The sequence below is a fragment of the Clostridioides sp. LIBA-7678 genome, from assembly GCF_056716065.1.
In genome coordinates this window covers 127,928-144,472 of the sequence record NZ_CP196988.1, presented here as the reverse complement: position 1 = coordinate 144,472, position 16,545 = coordinate 127,928, and the positions used below count along the sequence as shown (strand labels likewise).

Sequence of the window (16,545 nt, the reverse complement as noted above, 5' to 3'; positions counted from 1 at the left end):
CCATTTTCAACTCCATCCTTTTATAATATCTTTAAAGTCTAATTTGGTTACTTCTTTTAGTAGTGGGTGAGTAACTGGAAAAACATCTTGAACAGACACATCATTTTTAATAGCTACTCCTATTCTATATTCATTGATGTTATAAAACATAAATGAATTGCTTTTATTAACATAACTTGCATCATCCTCAAGACTCTTAGATACCATTCCAATAAAATTCATCATTATGGGCTTTACATAGTATTCATAATAATTTAATCTATGAGGATTTTTAATTTTACTTTTGAATTTTTTATTTCTTATTTTAAATGCTTTAGATAATTTACCATCAAGTAAATTATCATCAAATGTTCCTGATAATATTTGGTCTAAATACAATTCTTCCAAATCTATATCTAAATCTTTAAAAAATAAACCTTCTTTTAGATTTTCAATCATAAATTCACATTCGGTAGTATTACCTTTTTCTATACTTGATAAATAAGAGATATGAGCTAAATTTTTTTTCTCATAGTAATAGCCTTTGTAACCTTCAGGGATAGTAAAGCTTAAAATATATTTATTAAATAAATTAGATAATTTCTTGTAATTAGATTTATTTTTTCTGGAAGTTTTTTTAAATGTATTAATATTTTTTATTGCTTCTAAATCTTCTATTATATTTTTGGATGCAATATAATATATCATGGGAATTAAAGTGTCATCAAATAAATTATTTCTATTTTCTATTATATTTCTAATTATTATAAGTCGTTCAATTGAATAATCAAGCTCAAAGGTTAAATTATTGTTTAAGAATAATAAGTATTCCTCACCTAAAAAGTTTCTTAAAACTGACTTAGCTTCTGTTATATTACTTAATGAAGCTTCTGTTTTATCAATTATAGAATTATATTCATTTAAAATATCAAAATCTTTAATTTTATTCTCATCTAGAAAAAATCCTTTTTTTCTTAAGTAGTTATCTATTTTTAAAAAATTTTCTATATACGCATTAACCATAACTAATCCTCAAGTGAAATAGTTTGTAATATATTCCACGTTATGTTATTAATACTTAATAATTTTAATAACATATCCTTTCTATTTATATTTTACTTCACATAGTATTTAATTAATTCTTCATTTAAAATTTTGTTTTCAAGTGGTTTACTCAAGTATGTATAATTTTCATTTATAGTGGAGCTATAGTAGTTTATAGCTAGATTATAAGTTCTATCTATATAAGTTTCTAAATAAGTTAATTTAAAATCAAATATATAGTTCTTGCTTATCCAATGATTTAAAATAAGTTTTATTTCTTTATTAAAATTAGAACTATATTTTAAACCTAATATATTGTAATCAGATTTTTTGTATTGATAAGGTATAACATAAAGATATATGGATTCTCCATCTTGTTTTATTAATTTAAATCCATTATAAAATTTGTCTATTTTTTTTGATGTTAGTATTAAAGCACAAATATTTATTTTATATACATGCCTCTTAGGAATTATATATATATAAGATTTTTCTTTATTCTCCTTCTCAATACAACCTACATAGTTATATTTACTGGATTTAGGATTCTTTGACTTTGTGTCATTAACTATTCCTATAAAAATTTTACTTATAATTAAAACACAATGTTTATTCATCTTTTTATAGTTATAATTGACAATATTTTTTTCAAGACATTCATTGGTGACTATATTTTTTTTGTTGCTTAAGTCTAATAATTCAGCTTTTGAATTATTCAATAAAGAGAAAAATTTCTTTTCAATACCCATAATAAATATCGCTGGACTTGATGGTATATCTTTTATTAAATTAGGGAAAGAGGGTATTGTCATTGAATTTAATGATATATTTAAATGACTCTTTCTCCTAGCATTTATTAAGGCTTTAAATTCTCCGAAAAATAACAAATCTGAATTTGTGGCCATTATAACCACTCCCAACTAAATTTTATTTAATCATCACTTTGTTTTTTAGCAGAGTTAATTAATTTTAGTAAGCTTGGAGCTGGTTCAGGATTAGTCTCCTCTTTATTGTCATTCTCATCTTCCTCACTATCATCAAGGATTTCAATTTTTTCTTCTTCACTATCTTCTTCTATACTTATTTCTTCATTATTATTTACAGAACTAGTAGTATATTCTCGTATTATATTATGTTCTTGTTTAACACTATCATCTACAAAACTATTGTTATGTTCTTGCTCTTGAGATATATCCATATTGCTATTTATTGAACTATTATTATGTTCTTGCTTTTGTATTATATCATCATTATTAATTAAAGAATTGTCGTTATATTCTTGCTCTTTTATTGTATCATTACTTACACTTTCTTCTATTAAAATATCATCTTCAATATGTTGAGAATTAATAGTATTAGTGTACAATGCTTCTAAACGACTAAGTCTAGAACTGTAGGTTTCTTCTATTGTATCCTCTATTTTCTTTCTTACCTCAGAAGGTAATAATTTTGATAAAGATTCTAATAAACCATCTGTATCAAATGGATTATCTTCAGATAGAGTAACAGTAGAATTATTAATATTAATAGATTGAGAGACTATAACATCCGAAATAAACTGGGCCTGAAGCATTGCCTTATGATGGTTTTCACTAATTTTGTTTATTCTATTATTTACTCTTTCAGGAAGTGACTTTTCTTTTATTTTCTTATCAGCTAAATTTCTAAATTCCTCATCTTCAGCATATAAGGATAAAAGAGATTTTGTAAAAGGTGCTAATTCTCTCTTTTTTTTCAGAGGTTCTATTAATTTTGTCCAAATTTCAGAATCTTTTTGATAAGTACTTGTTATACTTATTGTTATTTCATTATCTTTTTCCCTAGTTTCACTCATAAATTATATTTTATTAAACAGAAGTAATTGTTTAATATCCTCCTTTCCTTTCTATGGTTCATAAAATTATTTTTAATGTTAATAATGCTAATCTTATAAAAAAACATTTTTTATATTAATAAAACTGTTTCGATATTAATAAAGCGAACTTTTAATGAAATTATAGCATATATCGGTATATTTTACAATTTTGATGATTCTAATAACAATATAAATTTAGTTATAAAATGTTTTTACAAATTTTAAAATGTTAAATTGGTATAAAAAAATATTTTATTGAAAAAAATAATGTTTATTTTATAAATAAACATTAATTTTTAAAAAATATATTTTATATAATTTCATTTAAATTAATTTACTATCTAATAATATAGCATGTCTTGTAACGATTTCTTCTTCTTTTCTATCAGTAATATACATTAATACATCTTTAATATTAACTTTGTACTTAGAAATAATAGCCTGTTCCCTATCAAATCTGTTAGCAAACTTAAGAGCAGTTTTATATGATAATGTATAACTAAAGCCATTTAAGTTTTCAGTACCACTTCCTCGATAGACTAAAAGTTCATTTTTATTATTGAGTTTATTTATTAATTGATTATTTAACCTATTCATTATATTATCCTTAATACTTAACAAAACCTTTTCAATTAAATCAATTAGTTTTACATAACAACTACTGTCTTCTATTTGACTATATACATACATCCCACATTTATATAATGAGTAATTAGTAAAAGACTTTGAGCTATCTTCTAAAAAATTATTTACCACTAACAAATATTGTTCAAATAAATCTGATTTATCATGTAAACTAAGTGCTTTAATTATATTATTTTCTAATAAAGCACTATAAAAAGATTCTTTTCTATATTTATAAATATCTTTTATCCATTGAATAATTTCACTTTCATTTTCAAGAATAAAATCCCTTATTAATGCTATTGATAGATTTGATAGTTTATTATTCAAGTCAAATTTAACAAGTAATGAAAAAAGGTTAACACTAAAAAATAGCTCTTTACTATGTACAATAATTTTTGAAAGAAAGACAAAATCAGTTTTTATAATAACATATGAATGATATTCATCATTTTCATTATTAAATATATAAAATAAATCATTTTCTTTTTCAAAGAATTTATTATTCACAAAAATCACTCCTTTAAATTTTAATAAAAGTAAGAAATCGCCTTGTTTGCAAGGCGATTTTATTTAATGAATTGCTAAAAAAAATTCAAATGGCTTCATAGGTTGTTAAATAATAATTGGCCATCTTTTGTTACAGGTACTATAATATTATCATGTATATATAAAAAGTTTAAGTTTTCTTTTACATATGCATCAAGAATAAGAACATTATTTGGAGAATACAGGTTTATATATTTAATAACAGTATTATTAAATAGCAAAGGTTCTATTTCAGCACAAGGTATAATACCATTAGAGCTATAACACCAAATAATATCTTTTATAACACTTGAATATGTTTTTGCTTTCCAAGAATCTATTTTAAATAATAACTTTAGATTATGCAATTTATTTGAAGTTATCAATATACCATCAGAAAAATATTCCCAAAAGGAGTATTTTTCTTCAAGTTCTTTCGATATTTCTTTGATTTCATTTAAAAAAATATCTTTAGTAACTTTTCTTGAATAAGTGGCCATTACATTAAAATCCTTATTAATATTGTCTAGACTCAAATTTTTTGGATAAATATCATAGACAATAAATTCTAAAAAATTATGGAGATTACTATTTGAATAATTTTTAAAAATAAATAAAATAGCATCTGAGACATCTTTTATATTAGAATTAATCATCTTTAAATATTCAAAGCTAATTTTTGAAATAGTAAAATAACCTAAAATTCTAGCTTTATATTTTGTCAATTCTTTTATATATCTAGGAACTATCATAGTTATACATTCAGTTAATGTATTTTTATCTATAAATCCCATTAAAGTATTACAAGTTATGTATATCCCATTTTCATAGATTAAATTAACAAAGAACCCTTGGACTTTTAGAGTATAATTAATATCGAATATTTCTCCAGGTGGTAAATTTATCATATGGCTTGAAATTTTATTGTCTAAATGAGTTAATATATTTAAATTTTTATTTGTACTACCTTTATGTAAAGATAGCATACTCAAATAAGACTTGTACATGTCATAATACTTATCATCAAGATTCTTAATTTTTAGCTTATAGTAAGCATATGTGTGTCTATCTACTTTTTCTTTTAAATATTTATATAGTGTTGCTTCTGTCAAATTAATAAAATCAAAATCATCTAATAAAAACATTTATTTTATAGTCAAAACTATAAATGTTAATTATGATTCAAAATAAAGTATAAATTGTAATGTCAATTTCATATTTTTAATTTTTAGTTTTGACATTTCCTTTCTTTTAAAATTCATCTACATAGTATAATACTGATTTACAATGAAAACAGTATATGTATATTATGTTAGCTCCATTTATATTTATATAAGTTGGGTTAAAAATAGTAATACCTATTTTATTACAACAATGTCTCCAATTTTTAGGCTTATTTGATAATCTTTCTACCTTTGATGCATTAAATACTCTTCTAAAGTATAATTCAAAATTATTTTTTGATGGAAGGCTTCTTATCAAATAATTTCTAGCTATTTTATTTCCTAAAGCTTTATTTACTTGTGTATCTAGTATATACTTTGGTGTATATACAGTGTATAAACTACTGTTATTATCTAATATCAAATCTACATATTCACTTGTAGATTCATTTACAATTCTTACATTTCCTGTATTATCAGTATATTCTTTTAACATATAATCACCTATATTTTAATATAATTTTCTAATTCAAATAGTAAGATTATATTATTGTTAGTGTTAAAAAAACTCCATTTTTTGTTTCTGCTATTTCTAATTCATTATATATCTTATTAATAAATTTTAAATTAACCATATTCAATGGAATTATCTTTACACCATCATCACCTTTTATTTTAATTCCAATTTTTCTTTTATACCTCTCATTCTTTTTAATAATAGAATGCAAAATATAGCTTAATGAAAGCTTATAAGAGGGGTAAGAAACTTCGTTTACAACCATTAAATTAACTTCATTTATTCCAAAAGCTCCTAATATAAGTGATTGGTAACCATCTCTTTGCTTAAGATATTGTGATTTTCCTGTAAGAACTTTATCTAAAAATTTATCAAATTTCTCCTTTTCTTTTTTTTGTATCATGTCTACTCTTTCTATATACTTGTTATTAATAGAACCAGGAATAATGTAGTTTACAGCATCTTTAATGAAATTTCTATCACATAATATAATTACTCCATTTTTAGCTTTGTATAGCTTTATATGACTATCGCCTTTTCCTACTAAATCAATTACATCTTGATAGGCTTCTTCATCTTCAGTTATATAACCCCAGTTACCACCTTTGTAATAAGCACTTGAACAAAGTATTATTCCTATTTTCTCCTTTTCATTTAAACTTTCTATTTTTTCAAATATAGGACCTGTTTTATCTTCAAAATTTAAATTATTCATTAGTGAGCACCTCTTGTTTTTAAATATTTTTTGTGTGGTATAATCCACTATTATCAATTTTGAAATGAATTTCTCCATTTTTATTAGTTTTAAAAATTTTTGAATTAATTTTATTTAATCTAGATTCTACTTCAGAACTATCTATTTTTTCAGAATTGGCTAAATCTGTTGCGCCAGTTAAAATCACACTATATTCAGGCATAGTTATTGCCAAGAATTCATCTGTTGTTGTGTCAGAAGCTCCATGTCTAGCTACTTTTAGCAAATTTAATTTACTTATAGAGGATAGAACCTTTTTTTCTTGAGGAGCTAATATATCAGAAGTAAATAAAGCTTTAGTATCGCTAGAATTCAATTCTATAACTAAAGATTGTCCATTTTCTTCATCACTATTTGAATTAACATTATGAATCTTAAATTCTGATATATCTAAAATGTGACTCTCTCCTTCTATCTTAGGAACTTCTATATTTTTATTTATAGATTCAATAAATGAAAAAGCTTCTTTTCCATAATTTGAAGCATTAGATGTTATATTTGGAGCAATTATTTGATTGACAGTACAATTGTTAAATACCTCTTTGACGCTACCAATGGCATCATAATCCCAACTTGTTAAAATCAAATATTTTAGGTTTTTAACACCTTTTTCTTTAAATGCCTTTTTTAGAACTTCAGAGTCATTATTATCTCCTGTATCTATCAACATAAATTCTTCATGGTCTTTTATTAGAATACTGTCACTCATACCAGTATTTAAAAACCAAATATCAGTATCTACTCCATTTTTTTTAGTTGTTAATGTTTCATCTGCTGATTGCATTTTATCTATAGAGACACCTTCATGTATTTCCTCAAATTTAGTCTCTTTTTTTGGTTTATCTTTATTATGATAGTTCTGATTTTGTTTTTTTAAATTATCATCATTTTCAGTTGTTGAGTCTTTATTACATCCAGATATAAACAATATTGTTGAACATAATATGAATAAAGTTTTTATTTTTTTATTCAATTTAAATCTCCTTTCTTTTTAGCAATATAAATATATGTATTATATATTGTTATAATATTTATATCTGATATATATATTATTTATTTGTTTTATAAATATTATATATATATACTATTTCTATAATTAATATAAATATTATAATTATATATTTATCTATAAATACCATGAAATAATCACCTCATATTTTTAAATTATTATAAAATAAAGACATCCATTATTAATATAATGAATGTCTTTGTATATTTATTATATATTTACCTGATTATTATCTTTTGTGTATCTATTTTATACTCTTTATTTAAATTAAAGAAAAATAATAAATTTACATTTATATATCTTTGAAATTCTTTATATACTATCTGTAAACAAGTCAAAACATCTTTTGAGATATCTGTACAATCTATTAAAAATACTCCCAAATGTCTATCTTGATATATTAATATATTTAGAAGTTTTAATAATAGATATATATCATCATTTTCTATTTCATCAATCGAGGTCAAATAAGAATTAGATTTAACATTAAAAATTTGTAAAAAACCATTTTCAAAACTATATTTATAATTTATATCTGATTTTTGTAAACAAGTGATTGCAATAGCTAGATTTTCTTTAAAGGTCTTATTATTCATGTCTAGAGAAATATTCCTAGGCGAATTCATTTTACTATTGTTAGTAGACATCCCTCTTGTATAAAAATATTCTTTTCTTAATTCATTTTTATTTAATACATATATTACTGTATTTAGATTTGAATATTTTATATCCCACTTTACATCACATCTATTTTTTTCAATCTTTCCCAATTTACCAAAATCAAATTTTACACAATTAATATCCCCTTCAAATAGGTTCACAGTCCCTTTAAATGTAGATTCTATAGCATTTGAATAAATCATAGCTGATTTTTCTTGATTTTTATTATTAAAATGTATTTCTATAGGTCTTTTATCTTTTGAATTTATATAAAATGTTTTTTCATCAATATTATTAATATACTTAAAACTAAGTTTCATAACATGTTCATCTCCTTTATATTTTAGTTATTTATAAGCTCTGTATTGTTATTTACAACCTCATAATAATCAGTAAGTAACATGATATATTCCTGTGATTTATGCCCAAGCTGATTTTCTATTTGTTCTATTGTCATATAATAATAATCTTGAATAGTATGATTATCATATGTAATAATCATATCTTTTTTTTCAACTTCAGCTAGAAAATTCTCAAATGGAATTAGATGTATTTCTTTTTCAGCAAATAATTCTTGGCATTGTACATACACTTTATTTGATATAGCAACAACTCTATTGAACTTGTACCATTTTCTCGAAGGATAATGTCTATATAATTTATTAGAAACTAACATTCTTGAAGTATATATGTTATTAGATAGAGATATTAATTTAAATAAATCAATTGTTATATTGTCTTTATTTTGGTTGTTTATTTGATAAATAATATTTTCATCATTAGAAATCATTTTGCAAGTACCTTTAATTTTAAGTACTAGATTAGGATATACCTCATCCAAATAGAATAGCTGCTTAACTCCTCCTGCTAGGATTTTAATTTCTTTTAAATCTTCTAATGTACCTGTTAATAAAGTTTTTTTAATGAGTTTATAGTCTTGTGTAAGATGTCCTGTAAATAATATAGAACTATTAATATAATTAATCGCAGTCTTAGCTGAAAGTACATTAGAAGTGCTTTCTTTCGTTGGAATTAATATAGGAGATACTATTCCACCCAAAGCAAAATCATTTGTTATATTTTTTGTATTCTCAATATCAAATACAATTGAATTTGTTAAACAACTTATAAATTTGTGACCTAAATCAATACAAATATCTCTGTTTACTTCTAATTTTTTTTGTTCAATCCAATCAAGTATATATGTGTTTACTATTTTCATATACAAACCTCCATTCAAAATATTTAATATAAATAAAAAAGGTATAACTTATATAAGTTATACCTTTTTTATTAAATTATTTAAAATTACTTTTAATAAAAATTATATTTATTATTTAATATATATAATATAAAATTGCATATTCATTTAAATATAAATAGTATATTTTAGGATATCTAAAATATATTATGCATTAATTATAATTTAACATAAACTATAGCTATAAAATATATATTTATAATATTAGTTTATATCTACAGTTAATATATAATACCAATTCTTTTATAAATATATATTGTTTAATTATTTAATATCCTACTGAACAATTTTTATATGTTAACAAACTTAATAATTAAGATTAAACAATTTTATTTTTTAATATAGTCAATATATATAGTCTATAATCAATGAAGATATAGATTTTAAGAGCTAATTTTCAGCGTTTTATTGAAAATATTTTTAATAAAATAGTATATATTCTCATTCTCCCTTTTTAGATATTCTTTATCAAAACCTTCAGATAAAGAATCCCACATAGATGATATTTCTTTAAATAATAATAATTTATGGTTGTAGAATACGCTATCATAATCTACAGTATCTTTAATTTTTAGCTTATCATCAGAGATATTTAGCCAGTGCATTAAAACCTCATCAAATAAAATAATATATTCTAATTTGCTACTATTTATCTTCGTTATGATGCAATTTACTTCATCGCTATGATACTTTGTACTTAAAAATCTTACATAACTTTGAATTAAATTTCTTGTAAGCTTTTTGACATCTTGTTCTAAATCAATATCTTTAGAATCAAGCTTTAGATTTCCCATTATTTTATTCCCCTCCTTGATATATTTATTGTTTTATAAAACTGAAATTATCGTAAAATTTACGAATTTTAAATTATTTTTCTAAATTCTGTATACTTTTTAATTATATATTGTTCAGTACTATTTATCTTTGTTATATTTTATCATTTTTTATATTATTTAGACAATGTTTTAATTTTTAGACTATTGCAAAATATTTATTATATATGCTTTAAAAGCCTATATTTTATCAGATTGCTTATAAATGTAAATATTTTCCAGATTTACATATATAATTAAAAATGTTAAAAATAAAATATCAGATACAATATTGTATCTGATATTTTAAAATTATATTATTTTTTATCAATGCATAAAGCATTCTTTTTAGAGAAATCTGCTTTATCTGTTTTAACATTTAAAGTCCTATTGTAATCTACCACTTTCCAACCTGAGTCAGTTGAAGCTATATCTACAGTTGCTTCTGTATCATAGTTATTATCTTTAGTTTCAAAGATTTCTCTTACTCTGACAGTAACAAATCCATTTGTTTTAGTGTCCCAAGAGATTAAATAAGTTGTCTTTTTGTCAGCATTGATGGATGTAACTGTTTGTGCTATTTTTTGTAATACATTTTGAGATATTCCCATATCTACAATTTGCGTAAAATCTTCACTACTTACATCAGCTTTAAAGACAGCCTTACTAAATTTTTTTAATGTATCTTTTACAGCTTTCTCATTTTCTTCTGTAAATGAATTTCTAGAATAATTTATCATGTTTGATACTCCAGATACATCTTCGATTACAGAAAGAGGTTCTCCAATCATTTTAGATTTGATTGGATATACACTTTTTATTTTCAAGGAATCATCATTAGATAAAGCTAAATTAAAAATAAGAGTTTCTTGATAAGTTGGGAAAGACATTTTAGTTCCTTTAGCTCTTGACTTAGCTATTCTGTCAACTTTTACAACTAGAGTATCTCCTTTTTTTTCTAATATCTTGTATGTATATCCACCAAAATTTGTATAGGTATAATTAGCTAAATCATCACAATACTTGTCAATACCAGCATAATCTTCAAATAGCTTAAATAAACCTACATGATTAGTCTCCTCAATTGCTTTATTATAAGAAAGTATTAATTTATCTACAAAAGGTTTTAATATCTCAACACCAGTATTATCTTTATTTGAATATTGAGAAAGTATAGCATCTGAGCTACTTAATTCATAATCTTTTAAATATAGAGCCTTTACAGTCATATCTGTCTCTTCTCCCAAATTATGACGATAATTAAATACATATCTTATAGTTAGTGTAGCTCCAACATTTAAATTTGTATCAGCTAATAAACCACTATATGTTAAACGCCCTATGCCTCCTGTAGAGCTGCTTAATTTTCTTGTTCTTTCCATTAATGAAACACCTTGTTGCTCAGCCTGAATTTTATCAGGTTCTCCCCAAGTAACAATAAATTCTTGTAATTTTTTATCAGCTTCTGCACTTCCTGAACTTTTTAAATCAAGTACATTTTGATAATCTTCAGCTCTTTGTTTCTTTTTAGCTTCCTCACTAGCACTTCCATTTGGAATTGCACTAGATGGAATAACACTCTTTAAAGAATTAGTCGTTCTGTATTTAACATCTACAAAGTATAATCGTGTAGCAGGGTCATAACCTACTTCATTTATTTTGTACTGTTCCCATTCAAAAGGAGTTTTTGCAAACTCTGTTAATAAATAATTACTATAGTCAAAGCTTAGAGAATCATTATCAGCTCCTTTTAAATTTCTATCAACGTTTTCTAAACAACTTCTTATAGCCAACATATCTTTTGATGTGATTTTTAATAAGTTAGATTTATCTACTGTTATTCTATCTCTTACAAGATTATAAATTATACTATCTTTTTCATCTTCACTTTTTTGAGCTAATCTTCTGCCAGCTACTTCTTCTAATGATAAAGAAGCAGTTTTTTCTATATTAGATTTGCAAGCTGTTGTACTTAATGATAATAATATAATCATAGATAATCCTATAATTTTAATCTTCATGTGTATGCACCATCCTTTATTATATAAATATATAAAATCTCTACCATATACTAAATTCATCTTTATTAAATTCTTGGTCTAAAGAATCTTTTTTTATTTCTATTTCTTCATTTGATTTCTTTATTGAATCTTCATAGCTATCTGGTTCTAATTTCAACCAAAACTTACTTAAGAAATCAAAAAACTTGGCATTGTCATTATTTGATTTTGTCAAAACTGAAGCATGTACAAATTGTGCATTATCATTAAAGAATTTAACTGCTGAATCACCTTTATTTCTTAATTTATGATTAAACTTTTTATCTCCAGTACTTTTTTCTATATGTTCAGCATTTCCCATTACTGATATACGACAAGGAATATTGTCTGTAAGTGTTTTAGATAGTATTTCGTGTTTAATTACATGTGGTAGCATAATTATTCTTATTCCAGCAGCAGGTAATCTAGTTACTAGTTTAATTAATAGACTTTGAAATTCTGTTTTTACTTCTTTTGGCATACTTTCAGCTACAGTTATTACCTCATCAATAACAATATATAGTAAAGGAAGCTTAACACCTGGATTCTTTTTCTTATAATCCCATATATTAACCTCTCCTGCATCTCCAATTAAATCTTGTCTATATGCACCTTCAACATTTACAACTTCTCTTAAAATATTTAACATATCATCAGTTCCTGTTATAAACTTTTTAACATGTGGAATTTCAAGGGCTCTATAATCTGATAATTTTCCCTTTGGGTCAAAAATATAGAATTGAGCTTCACTTGGAGAAAGATATGTACTTATTTGACATATGATACTGAGTGCAATCCAAGTTTTACCACTTCTTGGTGGACCTGCAATTAATAATGATTCTACATTTTTCAAGTCTTTAAAAACAACACAACCTTCTGTATCTATTCCAAGAACTACAGGTATATAGTTTTTGGTATCTAGTATTTCTTTCTCAACTAAGCTATATGTATCTCTTAAAGATACCATTGTTGAAACATCCTTCATGATTTTAATATTTATTGTGTCACCTACAGACACTCCATCACCATATATATTTTCATTTAATATCCCTGTTTCTTTATCAAATGCATAAATATTTATGATTTCTTTTACTAAAGAGTCAACATTTTTAAGCCAGTTTGGTCTTTTAACTGATAGGTATATATAAAATAGCTTTTCTTGTAAAGAAAGCAAATACATTGGCTCTGTGTCCTTATTTTTTCCACCTAAGACTTGAGCTGAGTTTTGAATTATTGCATCCCATGCTTGAAAGTTAATATCTCCTTCATCAAATGTCTTAACCTTATTAAATGATGGATTTATACTAGCAAGGCAATTACTAATATTTTCATATAAATAACTTCTTGTAAACATACCATTAAGATTAGTATTTATATTATCTACTGCTAATTCTCTATTATTTTCTATTTTATCATCACTAATTGTTTCATCCTCAAAAAAGTCATCTTGAAAATAGTCATAATATTCATCTTCAGAAAGTTCTTCTTCAATAAATTCATCTTCATCCTCATCTAAAAAATCCTCAGCTTGAAAAGATTCTTCTTCAGGATTATTATTGTTTTCATCATTATTTTTTTCTTTTAAATCAATGTATGCTGAGTAAAAAATAGGGATACCAATACTAGATGAAAGTAATGAACTTATTATCAGATTAATACCTTTTGTTTTTCCAAACATAATAGCGACTATAGCAACTATGAATACAATGATACTGATTATAACAATAGTTCTACCCGTCTCAAGTCTACTTATAGTCTTAAAGTTACTAAAAGAAGTTACAAATTCTTTTAGAAACCCAAATAAGCCTTTAAGAAACATAACTGCTGCATCAAATATTTTTTCTTCATTACTAGTTTGTTGTGGAGACTGCTGAAATTCCCCTAACCCTTGTCCAAAATCTAAAGAATTAAAAGAGTCTAAAGAAGAATCATCTAAATTACTAAACATATCTATTTCAAAATCATCATCTGTTTTTTCTGTATTAAAAATATCTTCTCTGCCTAACTTAGCTCTTTCTATATCGTCAGAACTTACTTTATCTTTAATGTTCATCACAACACCACCTTAAATTAAAAAAATATTTATGAAGATATAAATTGAAAAAACAACTGATACTATATAAAAAATTACTTTTGACTCATGATTCATAGAACTATTAATTATATATGCTAATAAGATTATAAATAAAGAACAAATAAATATCACATAATACCCCCTTTAGCTATTTAAATCTACACCAGTTTTAAATATATTTGATTCAATTAAAGATTCTGGTAACATCATTTTTACAACTGTAAATTTACTTGAATCTAAACCACATAAAAATGCATTCTTATATAAATCATCATTAGAATCCTCATTTTCATCAGAATCCTCACCTAGTCTAGAATCACTATCTCTTTTAGCCATAGAAATTTTAGCCAAATCGTTTGCTAATTCTGGTACTTGTAATCTCTCACACAAATCTTCTATTACTTTTGAATCTTTTAGAGCTCCAACTAAAAAAGATGTTATATTTCCCATTAAACCAAATGTATCATTATCCAATAAATCTCCAGGAACATTTGTCAGTATGACGTTTATATCTCCGATTTTCCTACCACCTGTTATAGCTACTCCAATAGTATCTTTTGCCCCAGGGACATTACCCCAACGTTGACTCTCTTCCCAACCTTTAACATTGAAATAACCTTGGGCTTTGCTATAGATAGAACGTTGATGGCTTAATTGTGCAGCACCTAATAGCATTAAATTTAATTGAATATCATCTATCATTTCAGGAGATTTACCTGCCATTCCAAAGGAACAAATTACTAAATCTGCATCTATTATATCTTCTATAAGTATCCTTTCCTTGAAAAGACCAGCTCTACTTCCTGTTTTTTCAAAATACCTGCCTGTTATAGCAAGTGCTTTGTCAATTGCGTTTTTATAATCGTCATTCTTTATTTCTTTTTGCATACTTTTGATTTTATTATATACATCAAAAATTGATAAACCTTTTGAATTTTGATGCCATGTGCTATCATCCTCATCTATTACTCCTGCTTCTTCATAAACTGAAGCTATTGCATCATTTAACATAACATCTAACCACATATCTTTTTTAAATTCCTCTCCTAATAAAACTTTGAATTTAGAAAGTGTGAAATTAAATGATAAGTTTTTTGCACCAGCATCAATATCTTCAATTCCTAGCTTTGGAGGTATTTCCATAGAGTCAAAGTATTTACCACTACCTTCAGCCATGTTTATAATAATAACTTTACTCTTATGGCTTAAAAAATTGGCAAGAGGTATATATTCAAAACCTTCTATATCCATAATAGTTGCTCTAAATTTACGCTCAGTTAGCCCAAGTAATTGAAGAAGCAAAACTTTGAAAATAAGGGATTTTCCTCCACCAGTTTCCGAGGTTATAAGCCAGTTCTCTGCTGCATCAGTTTTTTGCTTAGGCATTTTTATAACTGGGAACTTAGATATTATATCCATACCAAAACAAATCCCATTTATGCCTAATTTTCCTTGACTGAAGGTTGAATATCTAGAAACAATCTCATCTGTTAGAATTTGAACTGGAATATAATCATGAATAGATTTTATGTAGGAGCAACTAAATGGACTAAAGTATCTTAATAAATCAGGGATTTCATAAAGTACTCTTTTAGATTTTATACCAAGTTGCTTGATACTTTTTTCTATCTTTTTTACATTAGTGTCAAATACATCTCCTTTAATACCAGAGATTGTAATTAACATAGAGCTTTTTAAAATACCACGTCCTCTTTCCCTATCAGCTACAGCTAGATATTTTAATGACTCCTCAATCCATTTTTTTCTATTCATAGATTCTATATTTTCATATAAATTATAAGGATTTATATCAGCATTATTTTTTTCTTCTCCAACTTCTTTAAGTATATTTAATCTAGATTTCATAGATGATGAATCCCAATCAATAAAATGACTTTCAAGTTTATTTATAAAGTTAACTTTAATCCCAATATCGCATTCAGACCGTATCTTATCTTTAAAAAATATAGAAAGGCTATGTGGTAAATCTTCTACTAAATAATAATAAGATATATTATCGCCATCATAACTACCTAAAAAATCAATCCCTATTTTATCTAAGAAAGACTTAAATTTCTTATTATTGGTACTTATATTTCTTACTAAATGGTAATAATAAAGTTCATCAAATAAACTAATAAATTCCATTGAAGAATTTATTAATTTTTTTATTATTGATTTAAAAAACTTTATTATTGATTTAAAAAACATATAATTTTTCTCCTT

General features: G+C 24.4%; 14 protein-coding genes. All 14 read right to left on the bottom strand.

The window, feature by feature from the left end:
- Positions 1-6: 6 nt before the first annotated feature.
- Entirely contained in the window at positions 7-1,002 is a 996-nt protein-coding gene (locus ACTG46_RS20230; RefSeq protein ID WP_479924235.1) for a hypothetical protein, read from the bottom strand.
- Between the two features lie 92 nt (positions 1,003-1,094).
- A complete protein-coding gene (locus ACTG46_RS20225) occupies positions 1,095-1,928 on the bottom strand; it encodes a hypothetical protein (protein ID WP_479924234.1) in 834 nt (277 codons plus the stop codon).
- 26 nt (positions 1,929-1,954) lie between these two features.
- Positions 1,955-2,857 carry a hypothetical protein gene (locus ACTG46_RS20220; protein WP_479924233.1) on the bottom strand — a complete coding sequence of 301 codons (903 nt, stop codon included), beginning with the start codon at positions 2,855-2,857 and terminating at the stop codon, positions 1,955-1,957.
- A gap of 345 nt (positions 2,858-3,202) precedes the next feature.
- Entirely contained in the window at positions 3,203-4,012 is an 810-nt protein-coding gene (locus ACTG46_RS20215; protein ID WP_479924232.1) for a hypothetical protein, read from the bottom strand.
- A 95-nt stretch (positions 4,013-4,107) separates the two neighbouring features.
- On the bottom strand, positions 4,108-5,175 hold the full coding sequence (locus ACTG46_RS20210; RefSeq protein ID WP_479924231.1) for a hypothetical protein: 1,068 nt from the start codon (positions 5,173-5,175) through the stop codon (positions 4,108-4,110).
- Between the two features lie 106 nt (positions 5,176-5,281).
- Entirely contained in the window at positions 5,282-5,689 is a 408-nt protein-coding gene (locus ACTG46_RS20205; protein WP_479924230.1) for a hypothetical protein, read from the bottom strand.
- Positions 5,690-5,735: 46 nt separating this feature from the next.
- Positions 5,736-6,425 (bottom strand): hypothetical protein, encoded by a 690-nt coding sequence (locus tag ACTG46_RS20200; protein WP_479924229.1) that lies wholly within the window; start codon positions 6,423-6,425, stop codon positions 5,736-5,738.
- A 19-nt stretch (positions 6,426-6,444) separates the two neighbouring features.
- The gene (locus ACTG46_RS20195) at positions 6,445-7,437 is read right to left on the bottom strand and encodes a ComEC/Rec2 family competence protein (protein ID WP_479924228.1); all 993 of its coding nucleotides are present in this window, start codon (positions 7,435-7,437) and stop codon (positions 6,445-6,447) included.
- Between the two features lie 254 nt (positions 7,438-7,691).
- A complete protein-coding gene (locus tag ACTG46_RS20190; protein WP_479924227.1) occupies positions 7,692-8,453 on the bottom strand; it encodes a hypothetical protein in 762 nt (253 codons plus the stop codon).
- A 23-nt stretch (positions 8,454-8,476) separates the two neighbouring features.
- Positions 8,477-9,355: a hypothetical protein gene (locus ACTG46_RS20185; protein ID WP_479924226.1), complete on the bottom strand. Its 879-nt coding sequence runs from the start codon at positions 9,353-9,355 to the stop codon at positions 8,477-8,479.
- Between the two features lie 422 nt (positions 9,356-9,777).
- Entirely contained in the window at positions 9,778-10,188 is a 411-nt protein-coding gene (locus ACTG46_RS20180) for a hypothetical protein (RefSeq protein ID WP_479924225.1), read from the bottom strand.
- A 335-nt stretch (positions 10,189-10,523) separates the two neighbouring features.
- Positions 10,524-12,227: a hypothetical protein gene (locus ACTG46_RS20175; protein ID WP_479924224.1), complete on the bottom strand. Its 1,704-nt coding sequence runs from the start codon at positions 12,225-12,227 to the stop codon at positions 10,524-10,526.
- Between the two features lie 40 nt (positions 12,228-12,267).
- Complete coding sequence (locus ACTG46_RS20170) at positions 12,268-14,298, bottom strand: FtsK/SpoIIIE domain-containing protein (RefSeq protein ID WP_479924223.1); 2,031 nt, start codon at positions 14,296-14,298, stop codon at positions 12,268-12,270.
- Positions 14,299-14,463: 165 nt separating this feature from the next.
- Positions 14,464-16,530: a hypothetical protein gene (locus ACTG46_RS20165; RefSeq protein ID WP_479924222.1), complete on the bottom strand. Its 2,067-nt coding sequence runs from the start codon at positions 16,528-16,530 to the stop codon at positions 14,464-14,466.
- Positions 16,531-16,545 lie beyond the last annotated feature (15 nt).

Bases quoted from the DNA above. Each gene is read 5' to 3' on its own strand.
- ACTG46_RS20230 (WP_479924235.1), bottom strand. From the start codon at position 1,002: ATGGTTAATGCGTATATAGAAAATTTTTTAAAAATAGATAACTACTTA.
- ACTG46_RS20225 (WP_479924234.1), bottom strand. From the start codon at position 1,928: ATGGCCACAAATTCAGATTTGTTATTTTTCGGAGAATTTAAAGCCTTA.
- ACTG46_RS20220 (WP_479924233.1), bottom strand. From the start codon at position 2,857: ATGAGTGAAACTAGGGAAAAAGATAATGAAATAACAATAAGTATAACA.
- ACTG46_RS20210 (WP_479924231.1), bottom strand. From the start codon at position 5,175: ATGTTTTTATTAGATGATTTTGATTTTATTAATTTGACAGAAGCAACA.
- ACTG46_RS20205 (WP_479924230.1), bottom strand. From the start codon at position 5,689: ATGTTAAAAGAATATACTGATAATACAGGAAATGTAAGAATTGTAAAT.
- ACTG46_RS20200 (WP_479924229.1), bottom strand. From the start codon at position 6,425: ATGAATAATTTAAATTTTGAAGATAAAACAGGTCCTATATTTGAAAAA.
- ACTG46_RS20190 (WP_479924227.1), bottom strand. From the start codon at position 8,453: ATGAAACTTAGTTTTAAGTATATTAATAATATTGATGAAAAAACATTT.
- ACTG46_RS20185 (WP_479924226.1), bottom strand. From the start codon at position 9,355: ATGAAAATAGTAAACACATATATACTTGATTGGATTGAACAAAAAAAA.
- ACTG46_RS20180 (WP_479924225.1), bottom strand. From the start codon at position 10,188: ATGGGAAATCTAAAGCTTGATTCTAAAGATATTGATTTAGAACAAGAT.
- ACTG46_RS20175 (WP_479924224.1), bottom strand. From the start codon at position 12,227: ATGAAGATTAAAATTATAGGATTATCTATGATTATATTATTATCATTA.
- ACTG46_RS20170 (WP_479924223.1), bottom strand. From the start codon at position 14,298: ATGAACATTAAAGATAAAGTAAGTTCTGACGATATAGAAAGAGCTAAG.
- ACTG46_RS20165 (WP_479924222.1), bottom strand. From the start codon at position 16,530: ATGTTTTTTAAATCAATAATAAAGTTTTTTAAATCAATAATAAAAAAA.